Source organism: Micromonospora sp. NBC_01739 (assembly GCF_035920385.1).
Taxonomy (GTDB): Bacteria; Actinomycetota; Actinomycetes; order Mycobacteriales; family Micromonosporaceae; genus Micromonospora.
In genome coordinates, this window is the sequence record NZ_CP109151.1 from 5,701,473 (window position 1) to 5,717,424 (window position 15,952).

13 protein-coding genes are annotated in these 15,952 nt (G+C 71.9%); 7 read left to right on the forward strand and 6 right to left on the reverse strand.

Annotation, left to right across the window (positions count from 1 at the left end; all coding sequences use genetic code 11):
- The first annotated feature begins 57 nt into the window (after positions 1-57).
- A complete protein-coding gene (locus OIE53_RS25920; RefSeq protein ID WP_327024059.1) occupies positions 58-918 on the forward strand; it encodes an ABC transporter permease in 861 nt (286 codons plus the stop codon).
- A gap of 189 nt (positions 919-1,107) precedes the next feature.
- Here the strand turns inward: OIE53_RS25920 and OIE53_RS25925 are convergent, their stop codons facing one another.
- The gene (locus OIE53_RS25925; protein WP_327024060.1) at positions 1,108-2,289 is read right to left on the reverse strand and encodes an ABC transporter substrate-binding protein; all 1,182 of its coding nucleotides are present in this window, start codon (positions 2,287-2,289) and stop codon (positions 1,108-1,110) included.
- 447 nt (positions 2,290-2,736) lie between these two features.
- Here OIE53_RS25925 and OIE53_RS25930 point away from each other — a divergent pair, with 447 nt between their 5' ends.
- From OIE53_RS25930 to OIE53_RS25945, 4 genes are read left to right on the forward strand one after another with little or no spacing between them, the layout of a single operon-like run.
- Positions 2,737-5,880 (forward strand): sensor histidine kinase, encoded by a 3,144-nt coding sequence (locus OIE53_RS25930; RefSeq protein ID WP_327024061.1) that lies wholly within the window; start codon positions 2,737-2,739, stop codon positions 5,878-5,880.
- Positions 5,877-6,284 (forward strand): roadblock/LC7 domain-containing protein, encoded by a 408-nt coding sequence (locus OIE53_RS25935; RefSeq protein WP_030329975.1) that lies wholly within the window; start codon positions 5,877-5,879, stop codon positions 6,282-6,284. The genes OIE53_RS25930 and OIE53_RS25935 overlap by 4 nt, the downstream gene beginning before the upstream one ends.
- Positions 6,285-6,324: 40 nt before the next feature.
- Positions 6,325-6,687, forward strand: a complete 363-nt coding sequence (locus OIE53_RS25940) for a DUF742 domain-containing protein (RefSeq protein WP_327024062.1) — start codon at positions 6,325-6,327, stop codon at positions 6,685-6,687.
- Positions 6,668-7,291, forward strand: coding sequence for a GTP-binding protein (locus OIE53_RS25945; protein WP_327024063.1), 624 nt, complete (start codon positions 6,668-6,670; stop codon positions 7,289-7,291). The genes OIE53_RS25940 and OIE53_RS25945 overlap by 20 nt, the downstream gene beginning before the upstream one ends.
- A 125-nt stretch (positions 7,292-7,416) precedes the next feature.
- Here the strand turns inward: OIE53_RS25945 and OIE53_RS25950 are convergent, their stop codons facing one another.
- Genes OIE53_RS25950 through OIE53_RS25970 form a run of 5 tightly spaced genes read right to left on the reverse strand, consistent with a single transcriptional unit; the run spans position 7,417 to position 14,946 of the window.
- Positions 7,417-8,505, reverse strand: coding sequence for a uroporphyrinogen-III synthase (locus OIE53_RS25950; protein WP_327024064.1), 1,089 nt, complete (start codon positions 8,503-8,505; stop codon positions 7,417-7,419).
- Complete coding sequence (gene nirD / locus OIE53_RS25955; protein ID WP_327024065.1) at positions 8,506-8,853, reverse strand: nitrite reductase small subunit NirD; 348 nt, start codon at positions 8,851-8,853, stop codon at positions 8,506-8,508.
- Positions 8,850-11,372, reverse strand: coding sequence for a nitrite reductase large subunit NirB (nirB, locus tag OIE53_RS25960; RefSeq protein WP_327024066.1), 2,523 nt, complete (start codon positions 11,370-11,372; stop codon positions 8,850-8,852). Before nirB ends, nirD begins: the two co-directional genes overlap by 4 nt.
- A complete protein-coding gene (locus tag OIE53_RS25965) occupies positions 11,369-12,847 on the reverse strand; it encodes an FAD-dependent oxidoreductase (RefSeq protein WP_327024067.1) in 1,479 nt (492 codons plus the stop codon). Before OIE53_RS25965 ends, nirB begins: the two co-directional genes overlap by 4 nt.
- Entirely contained in the window at positions 12,844-14,946 is a 2,103-nt protein-coding gene (locus tag OIE53_RS25970; RefSeq protein ID WP_393340624.1) for a molybdopterin oxidoreductase family protein, read from the reverse strand. The genes OIE53_RS25965 and OIE53_RS25970 overlap by 4 nt, the downstream gene beginning before the upstream one ends.
- A gap of 384 nt (positions 14,947-15,330) precedes the next feature.
- Between OIE53_RS25970 and OIE53_RS25975 the strand changes: the two genes are divergently transcribed.
- Positions 15,331-15,588 carry a hypothetical protein gene (locus tag OIE53_RS25975; protein ID WP_327024069.1) on the forward strand — a complete coding sequence of 86 codons (258 nt, stop codon included), beginning with the start codon at positions 15,331-15,333 and terminating at the stop codon, positions 15,586-15,588.
- Entirely contained in the window at positions 15,566-15,871 is a 306-nt protein-coding gene (locus OIE53_RS25980; RefSeq protein ID WP_327024070.1) for a type II toxin-antitoxin system PemK/MazF family toxin, read from the forward strand. The genes OIE53_RS25975 and OIE53_RS25980 overlap by 23 nt, the downstream gene beginning before the upstream one ends.
- Positions 15,872-15,952: the final 81 nt, after the last annotated feature.

Sequence of the window (15,952 nt, forward strand, 5' to 3'; positions counted from 1 at the left end):
CACGACAGGTGCGGCGTACCGGCGTCGACGCCGAAACACCACATTCAGGAGGGTCCGATGACCGACGTCCGTCCGCGGCAGACGGTGGGGCAGACACTGCCCGAGCCGTCCTCTGCCGTACCGCGTCCCCGGCGCTGGCGCGCTGGTGACCTGCGGCTCGCCACCGTGGCGGCGGTGTTACCGGCCGTTGGGCTGTTGATCGCGTTCGGGGTCTGGTGGCTGGCCGCTCGGCTGGAGTTGATCCACCCGGCCGCCCTGCCGCCGCCGGGTTCGGTGCTGTCCGCGTTCGCCGACCGGCCGCAACGGCTGCTGGAGCACACCGCGCTCACCACCCAGGAGATCCTGGTCGGCTTCGCGCTCTCCGCCGCGGCGGGAGTGCTGATCGGCCTGGCCTTGGCCGCCTCGCGGACGGTCGAGCGGATGTTCACCCCACTGCTGGTGGCCGTCAACGCGGTACCGAAGATCACCCTCGGCCCGCTGCTGGTGGTGGCGCTCGGTTGGGGTCAGAAGCCCATCCTGACCATGGTCTTCCTGCTCTGCTTCTTCCCGATCGTGCTGTCCACCGCTACCGGGCTGACGACCACCCCGGCCGACCTGGCCGAGCTGATCCGCTCCTACAACGCCTCCCGCTGGCAGGCGTTCCGGAAGATCCGCTTCCCGGCCGCCCTGCCGCAGATCTTCGTGGGCCTGAAGGTGGCCATGCCGTTGGCCGCGATCGGCGCGGTGATCGGCGAGTTCCAGGCCGGCGAGGGTGGTCTGGGCTATGTGATCCAGCAGTACGCCGGCATCGGCGACACCGCCACCGCCTGGGCGGCGATCATCCTGATCGCCCTGGTCAGCATCCTGCTCTACACCGCCCTGGTGGTCATCGAGCGCTTCAGCCTGCCCTGGGTCCGAGAAACCACCTCCAGCCGCTGACCACCCCCAGCACCTACGGGCGGACCGCACCCAGGACAGACAGCACCACCCAACCTGACCTGCGTCCGTCACCCGTGGACGAACGCAGGTGTGGCCCCAGCAACAACCGGCGCAGGGATCAAGCCTGACCGCCCGAAGCCGGTTGTGCTGGGGCCACACCCCACCGAGCAGAACCAGAGGACGAAGACCTCAGCCTGCCAACCTCCAACGCCCGTTACGAGCGACCAGAGTGGTCAGAGCCTGCGGCATCAGCCCGGAGTGGTTGTCCGGCGTCATCCGGATCGGCCCGGACAGTCCGTCCATCTGGGAGGTCTCCAGCACGTCTCGCAGGCTCTCCCGGTCGACCTTGCCGGCCGGACCACCGGCGCGCAGTTCAGCATCGACGATGAGCTGCACGGCGTCCGCCGCGAAGGACGAGGATCCGTGGTAGCCGCCGAAACGGGCGGTGTAGTCCTGGAACCACTGACGACGGGCGGCCTTGGCGGGGGTGGTGGCGATGACGTCGTCGATCACCATCGTCTGGGTGAAGACCAGGGTGGCCCGTTCGGCGGCCCGGGCCGAGGCGCCGAGGAAGAGGTCACCCGCGGCGGAGGCGTCGAAGAACAGGCGCCCGGTGAAGCCGGCCTGCTTGACCGCGCCGGCGGCCAGCATCGCCTGCTCCGGTGGGGTCCAGACGACCAGCGCCTCAGGCTGGGCGGCGGCCAGGGTGGCGGCCTGCCGGTCCACCTCGGTGTCGGTGGTGCGGACCGTGGCCTCGGCCAGCAGCTGGATCCCGGCCTTGCTGAACTCGCCCCGCAGGGCCTCGGCGCCCTCCTTGCCGTAGGCGTCGTCGCTGCGCAGCAGCCCCACGGAGGCGACCCGTCGACGGCTCAGTTCGCCGGTGATAGCGCCGGCATTATCGGCTGCATTCGGTGCCAGTTTGAACACGTAGCGTCGATCTGCCACCGGGTTGGATACCGCGCCGGCCGATGCCAGCGCGATGGTGGGGATCTGCTTCTCATTGATGGTGCGGACCGCGCCGACCGCGCATTCGTTGCAGCCGCCCATGATGATGGCGCTGACTTGTGAATCGTTGGCGAAGTCGACGATGTTGCGCAGTGACTCCCCGGCGTCGGAGCGGTTGTCCTTCGGCAGCAGTTTGATAGTCCGGCCGTTCAGGGCGCCGGAGTCATTCAGCTGTTCAATCTTCAACTCCAGTGCCTGCCGGTACGCCTTGCCGACGCTGGCGGCCGCCCCGGACAGTTCCAGGTCGGCGGCGATGACGATCGGCGAGGTGTCCTGCTCCTGCCCGCCGAACTGGCAGCCGGTGAGGGTGGTGGCCAGTAGAGCTGAAGCGGCCACCAGAGCGGTCGCGGAGCGGAAGGGGGTCAACTCTGTCCTCCTGATGCGGCACGGGCGGGGCCCGGTCACCGGCGGCGGCAGCGTCCTCAGTAGATATTCTGGTCGGGTCTGCCGTACCGTGTGCGCGAAGCCTGCAAAACCTTGCCAATGCCGGGCGCTGCGGTCAAGCGGAGCCAGCGGGAGCGTTTCGGGACACCAATCCCACATGTTGGGGTAGCGACGTGTTTTCGTTTGCTCACTCTGACGACACGAATGACCACTCTGGAGCTACATGCCCTGATCAAGGGCACTGTGGAAATGTAGGTATTAGTTGACCGGACTACAGGATGCGTGTCCTCCAACCGTTTCCTGCCTCACTGCGGCTTCCCAAACACGATCCCGTCTGATGAAATCGCGGCCGTGCCGCGCGTGGCGCCGGCCGTCGCTCCAGGCACGGATCGACGGGTCAGGCGCGGAGAAAACGACGGAGGCGATGTCGTGAGCACCGGACCGACGACCCTGCCCGCCAGCGGCGAAGCCGAGCGCGACGGCCGGCGCAGGCTGCCCCGGCTGCGTGACGCCCGGATCCGGTCCAAGCTGGCGCTGATCCTGGTCGTTCCGGTGGCCGCCGTCATCGCGCTGGCCACAGTTCGTCTGATCTCGGTCGGTGAAGGCGCCTTCGAGGCCACCCAGGCCCGCTCGCTGACCGCGCTGTCGACCAGGATCTCCGCCCTGACGAACGATCTGCACGCCGAGCGGATGACCGCCGCCGCCTACCTGGCCTCCACCCAGCAGCAGGTCGACGCGTACAACCTGCGGGTGCGTCGGACCCAGGAGCGGGTCGACGCCTACCGCGCGGAGCGGGCCCGGGTCGGTGAGGTCCCGGCGGCGGTGCGCGACCGCCTGGCGACCATCGACCGGCACCTGGACACCCTCGACGGCACCCGTCAGGAAGTGCTGGACCGCCAGCAGATGCAGGTAGCCGAGGCCGTGCTGCGCTACGGCGTGGTCCTGGCCGACCTGGTCTCCTACAGCGACGGTCTGGCCCAGTTGCCGGGCGAGGAGAGTCTTGCCGACAGCCGACGGGCGGTGGCCGCCTTCGCCCGCGCCAAGGCGGCCGTCGCCGAGGAAGAGGCGATCGCCTTCACCGCACTGACCAACGGCCGGCTGGACACCGAGCAGTTCTCCGCCTTCGTGGCCACCCTGACCGGTCAGCAGGAGGCGCTGCTGGCCTTCTCCCTGGCCGCCGACCCGGTCCAGCAGGCGCTGGTCAACAGCACCGTCTCCGGTGACGCCGTGGTGCTGGCCGACCGGATCGCCACCGACATCAGCCGCACGGTCGGCCGGGATGCACCGGTCACCGCCCAGGAGGCCACGGCCGCGATCGGTGCGGTGCACGAACTGATGCGGTGGGCCGAGATCGAGCTGCAGAATCGCCTCCTGACCCAGGCCGAGCAGGCCCGGTCGGACGTGATCCGGCAGGCGATCGTCGAGACGACCCTGGTGCTGCTCACCCTGATCATCGCGGTGACCCTGGCCGTGGTGCTGGCCCGCTCGCTCAACCACTCACTGCGTCGGCTCCGCGAGGGTGCCCTCTCGGTGGCCAACCACGACCTTCCCGAGGCGGTGCGTCGCCTCCAAGGCATGGGCAACGTCAGTGACGGCAGTGTCGAGGAGATCGTCCGCGAGGTACGGGACCCGATCAGGCTCGACAACCGTGACGAGGTGGGCCAGGTCGCCTCGGCCTTCAACGTCGTACACCGGGAGGCCGTCCGGGTCGCGGCCGAGCAGGCGGCGCTGCGCAGCAGCGTCTCGGCGATGTTCCTGAACCTCGCCCGACGCAGTCAGACCCTGGTCGACCGGATGATCGGTGAACTCGACGCGATCGAGCGCGGCGAGGAGGACCCGAAGCGTCTGGCCCAGCTCTTCGAGCTGGACCACCTGGCCACCCGAATGCGCCGCAACGACGAGAACCTGCTGGTGCTGGCCGGGGCCGACTCCGCGGTCCCGCGTCGTGAGGACGCCCTGCTGGTCGACGTGCTGCGCGCCGCCCAGTCCGAGGTGGAGCTCTACAACCGCATCGAGTTCGGCACGGTGGACACGGACGTGTCCGTGGCCGCCCACGCGGTCAACGACGTCGTACGGCTGGTGGCCGAGTTGCTCGACAACGCCACCCGCTTCTCCCCGCCGAACACCACCGTGGTCGCCGACGGTCGGCGGATCCGGGACTACGTGCTGATCCAGATCGAGGACCGTGGCCTGGGGCTGACCGACGAGCAGTTGGACACCCTGAACCGGCGGCTCGCCGCTCCTCCGACGGTGGACGTCGCGGCGTTCCGGCTGATGGGTCTGGCCGTGGTCAGCCGGCTGGCGGCGCGCTACAGCATCCGGGTCGAGCTGCGCCGCAACGTCGAGGGTGGCACGGTCGCCCAGATCACCCTGCCGGCCGCCACGGTGATCCTGCCGAGCCTCAGGGGCCGGGACCAGGCGATCACCCGGCCGCGTCAGCCGCTGGCGGTCGAGCCGGCCCCGACCGGTGCCGGTGACCCTCTGGCAGCCGCGGGGCGCAGCACCACCGCGACCCTCAGCGACCGGTGGCGCAGCGCCCCGACGGCCACCCCGTGGCCGGTCGCGGAACCGACCCCGGAGCAAACCCCACCGGCTCACGCGTCGCCACCGGCCTACGCCGGGGGTTTCAGCGCCGGGTCGCCCACGGTCGCGCAGCCGACCATCGATCCGCTGTCCTACCGGACGGCGAACTCGACCGGCGACCCGCGCCCGGCCGCACCCGTGCTGCCGGCCGGCCCGGTCGCCGGTGCCGCGGCCACCACCAACGGATTCACGCCGACCGCGGCTCCCACCGGGTTCGCGCCGACGGCGGGCCAGGGTCCCGGTGGCGGCCAGGACACCCCGATGTTCGGCGGGCTGGGGGCCAGTCTGGCCGCGACCGCCCCGCTGGCCAGCGCGCCGATCACCGCACCGGCGGAGCCGCCGCAGGCCGAGGCGCCCATCTTCCGCGAGATGGAGGCGGTCTGGTTCCGGTCGCACGGCAACGACGTGACGGCCATCTTCAGCCGGCCGCAGTTCGACGAGCCGTCGGCGAACGCCGGGGCCCCGACCGCCGCCGCGGCCACCGCTGACGTGTCGACACCGGCCGTCACACCGACCCAGGGACGCACCCCACTGCCCACCCGTACCCCGGGTGCGGCTGCCGGTGGGGCCGCCCTGCAGCCGCCGTCGTACCCGGTGTTCTCCGGCGGACCGACCGGCACCCAGCCGGCTGCGCACGCCCCGACCCCGGCGGCGGCCCCGGCCGCGCCGGCCCCGCCACCGGCGCCGACTGCCGAGTCCTCCTCCGCCGCCGACGAGGCCTGGCGGACCGCGGCAGACGAGGGCTGGTCGCGCGCCAGCCAGGCGGCCGAGCCCACCCCGGCCGGGACGACCCGGTCCGGGCTGCCCAAGCGGGTGCCGCAGGCGCAGCTGGTGCCCGGTGGCATCGAACCCCGCAACGGACGGGAACACAGTCGGCGTACGCCGGACGAAGTCCGCGGTCTGCTGTCGGCCTACCACCGCGGCGTCCAGCGCGGCCGAACGGCCGGCGCGACTCAGAACAGCACCTCGACCAAGGAGACGAGCCGATGAACAGGCCCGCGGCCATGCAGGACATGGGTTGGCTACTGACCAACTTCGCCGACAGCGTGGCGGGAATCGCCCACGTGGTGGCGGTGTCCGCGGACGGGCTGCTGCTTGCCTCCTCCCGCGACCTGCCGGCGGACCGCGCGGATCAGCTGGCGGCCATCACCTCCGGGGTGGTCAGCCTGACCGAGGGCGCCGCGCGGATGTTCAGCGCCGGCGGGGTGTTGCAGACCGTCATCGAGATGGACAGCGGCTACCTGTTCCTGATGTCGATCAGCGACGGCTCGTCGATGGCGGTGCTGGCGGCGCGTAGCTGCGACGTGGGTCAAGTGGGTTACGAGATGGCCCTGCTGGTCGAGCGGGTGGGCGCGGCGCTGGTGCCGCTGCCCCGGGACGCGGTGCGGTCATAGCGGACGATGCCACGGCGGACGGGAGAGGAGGTGATTGCGGATGGATTCACGACGTGACCCGCGGGGTGCTCTGGTGCGGCCGTACGCGGTCACCCGGGGGCGTACCGAACCGCTTCGGGACATCGCCCTGGAAGCGGTGCTGGTCGCCAGCCCCACCCAGATCGCCGAGTCGCGGTTTGCCGGGCACGACAAACATCGCATCGCAATGGTCTGCGAGGGCCGTCCCGAGTCGTTGGTGGAGATCGCCGCGTACACCCGGCTACCGCTGGGTGTCGCTCGGGTGCTGGTCGCCGACATGGTCGCCGAGGGCCTGCTGACGCTACAAACGGCTGCTCCCGCCACAGGTTTCGAGGAGCGGATGGAAATGCTGGGAAGGGTGCTGAGTGGACTTCGCGAGCTATGACCCCGCCGGGGCCCGCCAGAGCCGGGGAATCATCTCCGCGAAGATCGTCGTCGCGGGTGGCTTCGGTGTCGGCAAGACCACGTTGGTCGGGGCGATCTCGGAGATCACACCGCTGACCACCGAGGCGGTGATGACCGCGGCGGGTGTCGGTATCGATGACTCGTCCAAGGTGCCGGGCAAGGAGACCACCACGGTCGCCATGGACTTCGGCCGAATCACCATGGCGCAGGATCTGATCCTGTACCTCTTCGGCACGCCTGGTCAGACCCGGTTCTGGTTCATGTGGGACGAGATCATCCGTGGTGCGGTGGGGGCTGCCGTCCTGGTGGACACCCGCCGGATCACGGATGCCTTCGCACCGTTGGACTACTTCGAGAACCGCAGGCTGCCGTACGTGGTCGCCTTGAACCGGTTCGACGGCGCGCCGCAGTACGACCTGGATGAAGTGCGTGAGGCACTGGCCATCTCACCGGACGTCCCGCTGGTGATGACGGACGCCCGCCGACGCGACGCGGTCAAGCAGGTGATGGTGACCGTCGTCGAACACGCCATGGCTCGGCTTCAGGCCGAGCACGACCGGGGTTTCCCGACTCCGGTCGGCTGACCCGGGAAGGGGCATCCGTCCCGCCTGCCCGGCACTTGTCGGGTCTCGGCGGGACGGGTGCCCTCGCCTGTTAAGCGGGGGCCCTTTACCTACCCCAGGCGTTAACCAGGGGCCCTTCCTTCGTCTCAGTCGATGCGGAGGCGGTAGCCGCGCTTGACGACGGTCTGCACCACCCGGGGGGCCTTCAGACCGGCCCGCAGCCGGGCCACCGCCATCTCCACGGCATGCTCGTCGGCCCCCCGGGGCAGGGTCCGCAGCAGGGCGGTACGGGACAGCACCCGGCCCGGAGCTTGGGCCAGGGCCCGCAGCACCGCCATCGGCGCCGGCGCCAGGGGACGTAGTTCGCCGTCCACCACGGCGGCGTGTCCGCGCAGCGTGAGCAGGTGCCCGGCGGCCTTGATGGTGACCGTACGCCGGGGCAGCTCGTCGACGATGGTGCGGACCAGGGCGCCCAACCGGGCCCGGCTGGGCGCGCTCACCGGCACCCCCCGGCGGACCAACGGCTCGGCGGTCACCGGGCCGACACAACTGGCCAGCACATCACTACGCAACGCGGCCAGGACGGCCTCCGTCCGGTCCCCGGCGGCGCGCAGCAGCGCCTCCGCAGCCGGTGCCGAGGTGAAGGTGACCGCGTCCACCAACCGACCGGCCACCAGGTCGACCAGCCGGTGCAGGGGGGCCGGATCGGTCGGTGGCGCCCAGCGGTAGACCGGGATCTCGATGACGGTCGCCCCGGCCTCCTCCAGGGCGCGGGTGCACTCGGGCTGCCGATCGCCGTGCAACTGCATGGCGATCACCTGCCCGGCCACCCCTCGCCGGCGCAGGTGCTCGACGACCTCCTCACAGCTCTCCGACTCCGGAGACCACTGGTCGTGCAGGCCGGCCGCGCGGATCGCGCCGCGCGCCTTGGGGCCCCGGGCCACCACGTACGAGTTGCCGAGCACCGAGCGCAGCGGCTCGGCGACCCCCCAGCCCTCGGCGGCTTCCAGCCACCCGCGCATGCCGATCCCGGTGTTGGCCATCAGCACGTCCGGTGGCCGGTCCAGACAGGCCCGGGTGGCCTCGCGCAGCGCGGTGTCGTCCGCGAGCGGCACGATCCGCAGCGCGGGGGCGAGCACCACCCGGGCGCCGCGCCGCTGGAGCAGCGCGGCGAGTTCGTCCCGCCGCCGGTCGGCGGTCACCCCGATGGTGAAGCCGGCCAGTTCCTCGCGCATTCACTCCTCCTGTCGCAGCCGCACCTCGACCATGCCGTCCCGGCACCGGATCTCGTGCCGGGTGACACAGACACCGGGCAGGTCGAGACAGTCCCCCGTACGCAGGTCGTACACCTGCTTGTGCAGCGGCGAGGCGACCGTGGGCAGGCCGCGGCGGCTGCCCACGATGCCCCGGGACAGCACGTACGCGCCGGTGACCGGGTCTCGGTTCTCGATCGCGTACAACCCGTCGGCGGTCCGGAACAGCGCTACCTGGACGCCGTCGACCAGGGCGGCCACGCCCCGGTCCAGGTCCAGTCGGCTCAACGGGCAGACGGTGTGCCAGCGCACGGTCGTCACGGTGTTCATCGCCGCACCTCCGGCAGTCCGAGGGTGACCGGTTGACGGCCGTCGGTTGTGGGTGGCCGACCACCGGCGGGTACGGGTTGGCCGCGTTCGGTGACGAAGGTGATCGACGGGTCGGGTACGTCCGGTGCGTTGACGAAGGAGGCGAACCGGCCCAGTCGGTCCGGGTCGTCGAGCACGTCCCGCCACTCGTCGGAGTAGGAGGTGACGTGCCGGGCCATCGCGGCGTCGAGTTCGGCGCAGAGGCCGAGCGAGTCGTCCACGATGACCGCTCGCAGGTGGTCGAGGCCGCCGTCCATGGCCTCGATCCAGGCGGCGGTGCGTTGCAGTCGGTCGGCGGTGCGGACGTAGAACATCAGGAACCGGTCGATCATGGTGACCAGTTCCGCGGTGCTCAGATCGGTGGCGAACAAATCGGCGTGCCGGGGTCGGAAGCCCCCGTTGCCGCCGAGGTAGAGGTTCCAGCCGGTCTCGGTGGCGATGATGCCGAAGTCCTTGCTGCGGGCCTCGGCGCACTCCCGGGCACACCCGGAGACCGCCGACTTGATCTTGTGAGGTGCGCGTAGCCCCCGGTAGCGCAACTCCAGGGCGATGGCCAGGCCGACCGAGTCCTGCACCCCGTACCGGCACCAGGTGGAGCCGACGCAGGACTTCACCGTCCGCAGCGCCTTGCCGTACGCGTGACCGGACTCGAATCCGGCGTCGACCAGCCGACGCCAGATCTGCGGCAACTGCTCCACCCGGGCCCCGAACAGGTCGATCCGCTGTCCACCGGTGATCTTCGTGTAGAGCTGGAAGTCCCGGGCCACCTCGCCGATGACGATGAGCTTCTCCGGGGTGATCTCACCGCCGGGGATCCGGGGCACCACCGAGTAGCTGCCGTCGCGTTGCAGGTTCGCCAGGAAGTGGTCGTTGGTGTCCTGCAACGCGGCCTGCTCGCCGTCGAGGATGTGCCCGTTGCCGAGCGAGGCGAGGATCGAGGCGACCACCGGCTTGCAGATGTCGCAACCCCGGCCCTGCCCGTGTTCGGCGATCAACCGGGAGAAGGTCCGGATGCCGCGTACCCGGACGATGTCGAACAGCTCCTGCCGACTGAGGTCGAAGTGCTCGCACAACGCCCGGGACTGGGTGACACCGGCCGCGTCGAGCAGTTGCTTGAGCATCGGCACGCAGGAACCGCAACTGGTGCCGGCCCGGGTGCACGCCTTCAGGGCGGCCACGTCCGCGCAGCCGCCCGCGATGGCCGTGTCGATGTCCGCGCGGGTCACCGCGTTGCAGGAACAGACCTGCGCGGAGGCCGGCAGGGCCCCCACGGTCGCCTCGCCGGCACCGGCCGGGGCGAGCAACGCCAACGGGGGCGCCGGCAGCGGTGCGCCGACGCTCGCCCGCAGGGTGGGGTACGCGCTGGCGTCGCCCACCAGCACCCCGCCGAGCAGCGTCGTCGCGTCGTCGGAGAGGACCAGCTTGGCGTAGACCCGGGTGGCCGGATCGGTGTACGTCACGTCCAGGCAGCCCGGGGTGGTGCCGTGCGCGTCACCGAAGGAGGCCACGTCGACGCCGAGCAGCTTGAGCTTGGTGGCGGTGTCCGCGCCGGGGAAGGTGGCCGCCCCACCGACCAGCCGGTCGGCCACCACCTCGGCCATCGCGTACCCGGGTGCCACCAGGCCGTAGCAGGTGCCCTCGACGGCCGCGCACTCGCCGACCGCGTAGACCCGCTCGTCGCTGGTGCGGCAGGAGTCGTCCACCAACAGCCCGCCGCGCGGGCCGAGGTCGAGCCCGGCCGCGCGGGCCAGCTCGTCGCGGGGACGGATGCCGGCGGCCACCACCACCAGGTCGGCGTCGATCGACGTGCCGTCGGCCAGTTCCAGGGCGGCGACCGTACCGTCCGGGCCGGGTCGCAACGCGGTGGTGGCCACCCCGAGGTGGCAGCCCACCCCCAGCTCCTCCACGTAACGGCGCAGCAGGGCGCCCCCGGCGGTGTCGATCTGAGCCGGCATCAGCCGGGGCGCGAACTCCACCACGCTGGTGATCAGGCCGAGCAGGCGCAGGGCGTTGGCGGCCTCCAGGCCGAGCAGACCGCCCCCGATCACCGCGCCGGTCCGCCGGCCCCGGGCATGCTCCTCGATCGACGCCAGGTCGTCAAGCGTCCGGTAGACGAACACCCCGGGCAGGCCGACGCCGTCCACCGGAGGCACGAACGCCGAGGAGCCGGTGGCGAAGACCAGCACGTCGTACGGGTACTCGCCGTCGGCCGTGGTCACCACCCGACGGGCCCGATCCACGGTGGTCGCCGCCTCGCCGAGGCGCAACCGCACCCCGTCGTACGCGGTGTGCAGGTTCAGTTCGTCGGCCGAGACACCGTCGAAGTACGCCGAGAGCCGCACCCGGTCGTACGCCGGCCGGGGTTCCTCGGCGAGCACGGTGACCCGCCAGTGGCCCTGCGGGTCCCGCGAACGCAGCGCGTCCACGAACCGCTGCCCGACCATGCCGTTGCCGATCACGACCACGTTGCCGCCGGTCATCGTCCCACCTCCACCGGATCCGTTCTGGACAACCAGTCGACGATGCCGGCGACCGCGTCCCGGCAGCCGCCGCAGCCGGTACCGGCCCTGGTCCCGGCGACGACCTCGTCGAAGGTGCGCGCCCCGCCCCGCCAGCAGGCCACCACCGCGCCCTTGCTGACCGTGTTGCACTGGCACACGGTGGCCGCGTCCGGCATCAACGCCGGAGAGGCGGCGGGAGTCGCGCCGCCGCCACCGCCCACGGCCCGGCCGAGCAGCAGTGCCCGCCGGTCGGCGGGTACCGGGTGACCCCGGTCGAACAACTGGATGACCGCGCCCACCGACGGGTTGTCGCCGAGCAGGATCGCGGCGGCCAACCGGTCGTCGTGGATGCGCAGCCGGGCGTAGGTGCCCCGGGTCGGATCGGCGAAGGTCAACTCCTCGCCGGGGCCGTTCGTCGGGTCACCCATCGCCGCCAGGTCGATGCCGGCCGCCTTGAGTCGGGTGACCACCGGCCGGGGGCGGTACCGGGCCTGCGGGTCCTGCCCGGTCAGCAGTTGGGCCACCACCCGGGCCTGCGCCCAGGCCGGTGCGACCAGCCCGGTCGGGGCGGCGCCGTGCTGCGCGCAGTCGCCGATCGCGGAAACCCGCGGGTCGCTGGTGCGCAGCCGGTCGTCGACCAGCACCCCCCGGTCCACCGTCAGGCCGGCCGCCTCGGCGAGCGCGGTGTCCGGGCGTACCCCGCAGGCGAGGACCAGCAGGTCGGCGTCGAGGGTACGGCCGTCGGACAGGCTAAGCCGGACCCCGGTGGGGTCGGCCGTCAGGCCGGTCGGGGTGACGGCCAGGTGGGTGGTCACCCCGAGTTCGGCGAGGGTGCCGGCCAGGATCTCGCCGGCCACGGCGTCCAGCTGGCGTTCCATCAGGTACGGCACCCGGTGCACCACGGCGACCTCCAGGCCTCGGGCGGCCAACCCCCGGGCGGCCTCCAGGCCCAGCAGCCCACCGCCGAGTACCAGGGCGCGGCGGGCACCCTCGGCCAGGGTGAGGATGCGCCGGCAGTCGGCCAGGCTCCGGAACGCCACCACCCGTTCCGGCGGCGAGGTCGGGTCCAGGCCGGGCAGCGCCGGCACCACCGCCCGCGCGCCGGTGGCGAGCACCAGGTGGTCGTAGCCGATCCGATCGCCGTCGTCGGTGCGTACCTCCCCGGCGGCCCGGTCGATGGCCCGCACCGCGACTCCGGTACGCAGGTCGACCCCCCGCCCGGTGGCCTCCGTAAGCTCCACCTCCGGCTCGCCGATCTTGCCGGCGAGCAGGGTGGACAGCATGATCCGGTTGTACGCCCGGTGCGGCTCCGCCCCGACCACGGTGACCTTGTCCTGGCCCCGGGCGTGCAGCTCGGCGGCGAGGCGGGCCCCGGCCATGCCGTTGCCGACCACCACCACCCGCTGGCCGCTCATCGCGTCCGGCCGACAGTCCGCTCGCTGGCGCTCGTTCATGACGCCACCCGCTCCACCCGGACCGCGCAGATCTTGAACTCGGGCATGCCGGAGATCGGGTCGACGGCGTCGTTGGTGACGGAGTTGGCCCGGGCGGCACCACCCCAGTGGAAGGGTGCGAAGACGGTGTCCGGCCGGATGGTCGGGCTGAGCCGGGCCGGCGCGCGGAACTCGCCCCGCCGGGAGAGCACCCGCACCGGTTCGCCGTCGGCCACCCCGAGCCGCCCGGCGAGGTCGGGATGCAGCTCCACGAAGGCGTCCGGAGCGGCCTGGCGCAGCGCGGCCACCCGGCGGGTCTGGGTGCCGGACTGGTACTGGGCGAGCACCCGGCCGGTGGTGAAGTGCAGCGGGTACTCCGCGCAGACCTCCTCGGCGGCCGGCCGGTGCTCCACCGGGTGGAACCGGGCCCGGCCGTCGGGGGTGGGGAAGCCGTCCGCGAACAGTCGTGGCGAGTCCGGCCCGTCGTCACGCGGGCAGGGCCAGAACACCCCGTCGGCGGCGTCGATCCGTTCCCAGTTGATCCCGGCGTAGTCGGCGATCCCGCCGGCCGAGGCCCGCCGCAACTCGGCAAACACCGTACGTGGGTCGGCGGCTCGCGCCTCGCGGTCGGCGGCTGCTTCGGCTTCGCAGTCGGGTGTTAACAGGGGGCCCTTCCTATGCACGAGGCGATAAGAAGGGGCCCTTCCTTTCAACCGGGTGGTGAGGGTGGCGAGGATGGCGAGGTCGGTGCGGACCCCGGGCGGGGGTGGGCGCAGGGCGCGGCGACGCAGCACCCGACCCTCCAGGTTGGTCATGGTGCCGTCCTCCTCGGCCCACTGGGCGGTGGGCAGCACCACGTCGGCCAGCGCCGCCGTCTCGGAGAGCAGCAGGTCGGCGACGACCAGCAGGTCCAGGTCGCGCAGCCGGCTCTCGATCCGCGCCGCCCGAGGGGCGGAGACCACCGGGTTGGAGCCGAAGACCAACAGCGCACGCGGGCCGTCGTCGGTGCCCAGCGAATCCAGCAACTGGTACGCGGGCACCCCCGGACCGGGCAGTTCGTCGGCGGAGACCCCCCACACCTGCGCGACATGGGCGCGGGCCGCCGGGTCGTCGATCCGGCGGTATCCGGGCAGCTGGTCGGCCTTCTGCCCGTGCTCGCGGCCCCCCTGCCCGTTGCCCTGCCCGGTCAGGCAGCCGTACCCGGAGCCGGGGCGGCCGGGCAGGCCGAGCGCCAGGGCCAGGTTGACGAAGGCGGTGACCGTGTCCACGCCCTTGGCGTGCTGTTCCGCGCCCCGTGCGGTGAGGATGATCGCCCGTTCGGCGGTGCCGAGGGCGCGGGCGGTCGCCTCCAGGTCGGCCACCGGCACGCCGGAGAGGGCCTCGGCCCGCGCCGGCCACCAACCCGCCACCGTGCGCCGGACCTCGGTGAAGCCGGTGGTACGGGTGGCCACGTAGTCGCGGTCGAGGTAGCCCTCGGTCAGGGCGATGTGCAGCAGCGCGTTGGCCACCGCCAGGTCGGTGCCGGGCAGTGGTTGCAGGTGCAGGTCGGCCTGCCGGGCGGTGGCGGTGACCCGGGGATCGACCACGATCAGCGTGCCGCCGCGCTGCCGCAGCTCCGTCAGCCACCGCACCAGCGGGGGCATGGTCTCCGCCGGGTTCGCCCCGACCAGCAGCAGGGTGTCGGCGTGCCCTAGGTCGGCCAGCGGGAAGGGCAGCCCCCGGTCGACCCCGAAGGCGCGCATCCCGGCGGCGGCCGCCGAGGACATGCAGAACCGTCCGTTGTAGTCGATGTTGCGGGTGCCCAGGGTGACCCGGGCGAACTTGCCCAGCGCGTACGCCTTCTCGTTGGTCAGCCCGCCGCCGCCGAAGACGGCGACCGCGTCGCGGCCGTGCCGTCGCTGCACCTCGCCGATGCCGGTCGTGATGCGGTCCAGCGCGGCCTCCCAGCTGGCCGGGCGGAGTTCGCCGCTGGCCGGGTCGCGCAGCAGCGGGGTGGTCAGCCGGTCCGGGTGGGTCAGCAGTTCGGCCGAGGTCCAGCCCTTCTGGCAGAGTCCGCCGCGGTTGGTGGGGAACTGCCGGGGGAGTACGGACACCTGCCCGTCCTGCTCACGCAGCGTCATCCCGCACTGTAGGGCGCAGTACGGGCAGTGCGTCGCCACCTCCCGGGGCGTGCGCCCCGGTGCAGTTGCCGACCGTGCACCGTCTGTCATGTCGGCAAAGCGTGCCGCCGTCCAGTTTCCGGCCCGCGTCCCGTTTGTTTCGGTCCTGTCAAGTGCCGCTCACACCGCACGGCGGCGGCGCATCGGATCGCATGGCCTGGAATGTGGAACGAATCTTCCGCATATTGGGAAGACGGAGGTGGTCGACATGGAGGTGACCGAGGCGTTCGACGCCGCAGCCGGTAGCGGCCCGGCGACGGCCGTCTTCGGCGGCCACGCCCCGGGTCAGCCCGAGGGTGTACGGATCGGATGACTGGCGGTCATACCGACGGTAGTCTGTCTGGCATGACAGCCAAGGTGACTCTGTCGTTCTCCGACGAGACGATCGCGGACGCCCGACGGTTCGCCAAACGGGAAGGGCTCTCCCTCTCCGCCTGGATGGACCAGGCCGCGCGGGAGAAGGCGCTGCGTGAGGTCTTCGCGGCCCACGCCGCCGCAGTGAGCCGGGCCGGGCTGGATCTGGAGGCCGCCTCGCTGGCCGATGCGCAGGAGGTGGGCCTGGTCGACGACCTGCTCTTCGGTGGTCGCCCACGTGCTGCGTAGGGGCGAGGTCTGGCGGATCGAGGGGGCCCGCGAGCGGCTCGGGCTGGTGATCAGCTCCGACGTCTACAACTCCACCGCAGTACCGATCGTGATCGTCGCCGAGGTGGTCGAGGCGGCACTGCTGCGTGACTCACCGCTGGCGGTGCCGATGGGTGGCTGGGTGGTGATGCCCGACCGGATCTCCTCGCCGATGAAGAAGTGGTTCACCGAGTGCGTGGACGTGGCCGACGTCGAGACGATGCGCCACGTCGACCGGGCGCTGCGCATCCTCCAGCAACTCTGAACCGGCCTGTCTCACCGCGCACCTCGGCCGGTGGTGCGCTTCCCGTTGCCGAGCCGACCCGAAGGACGAACGCCGCGGTAA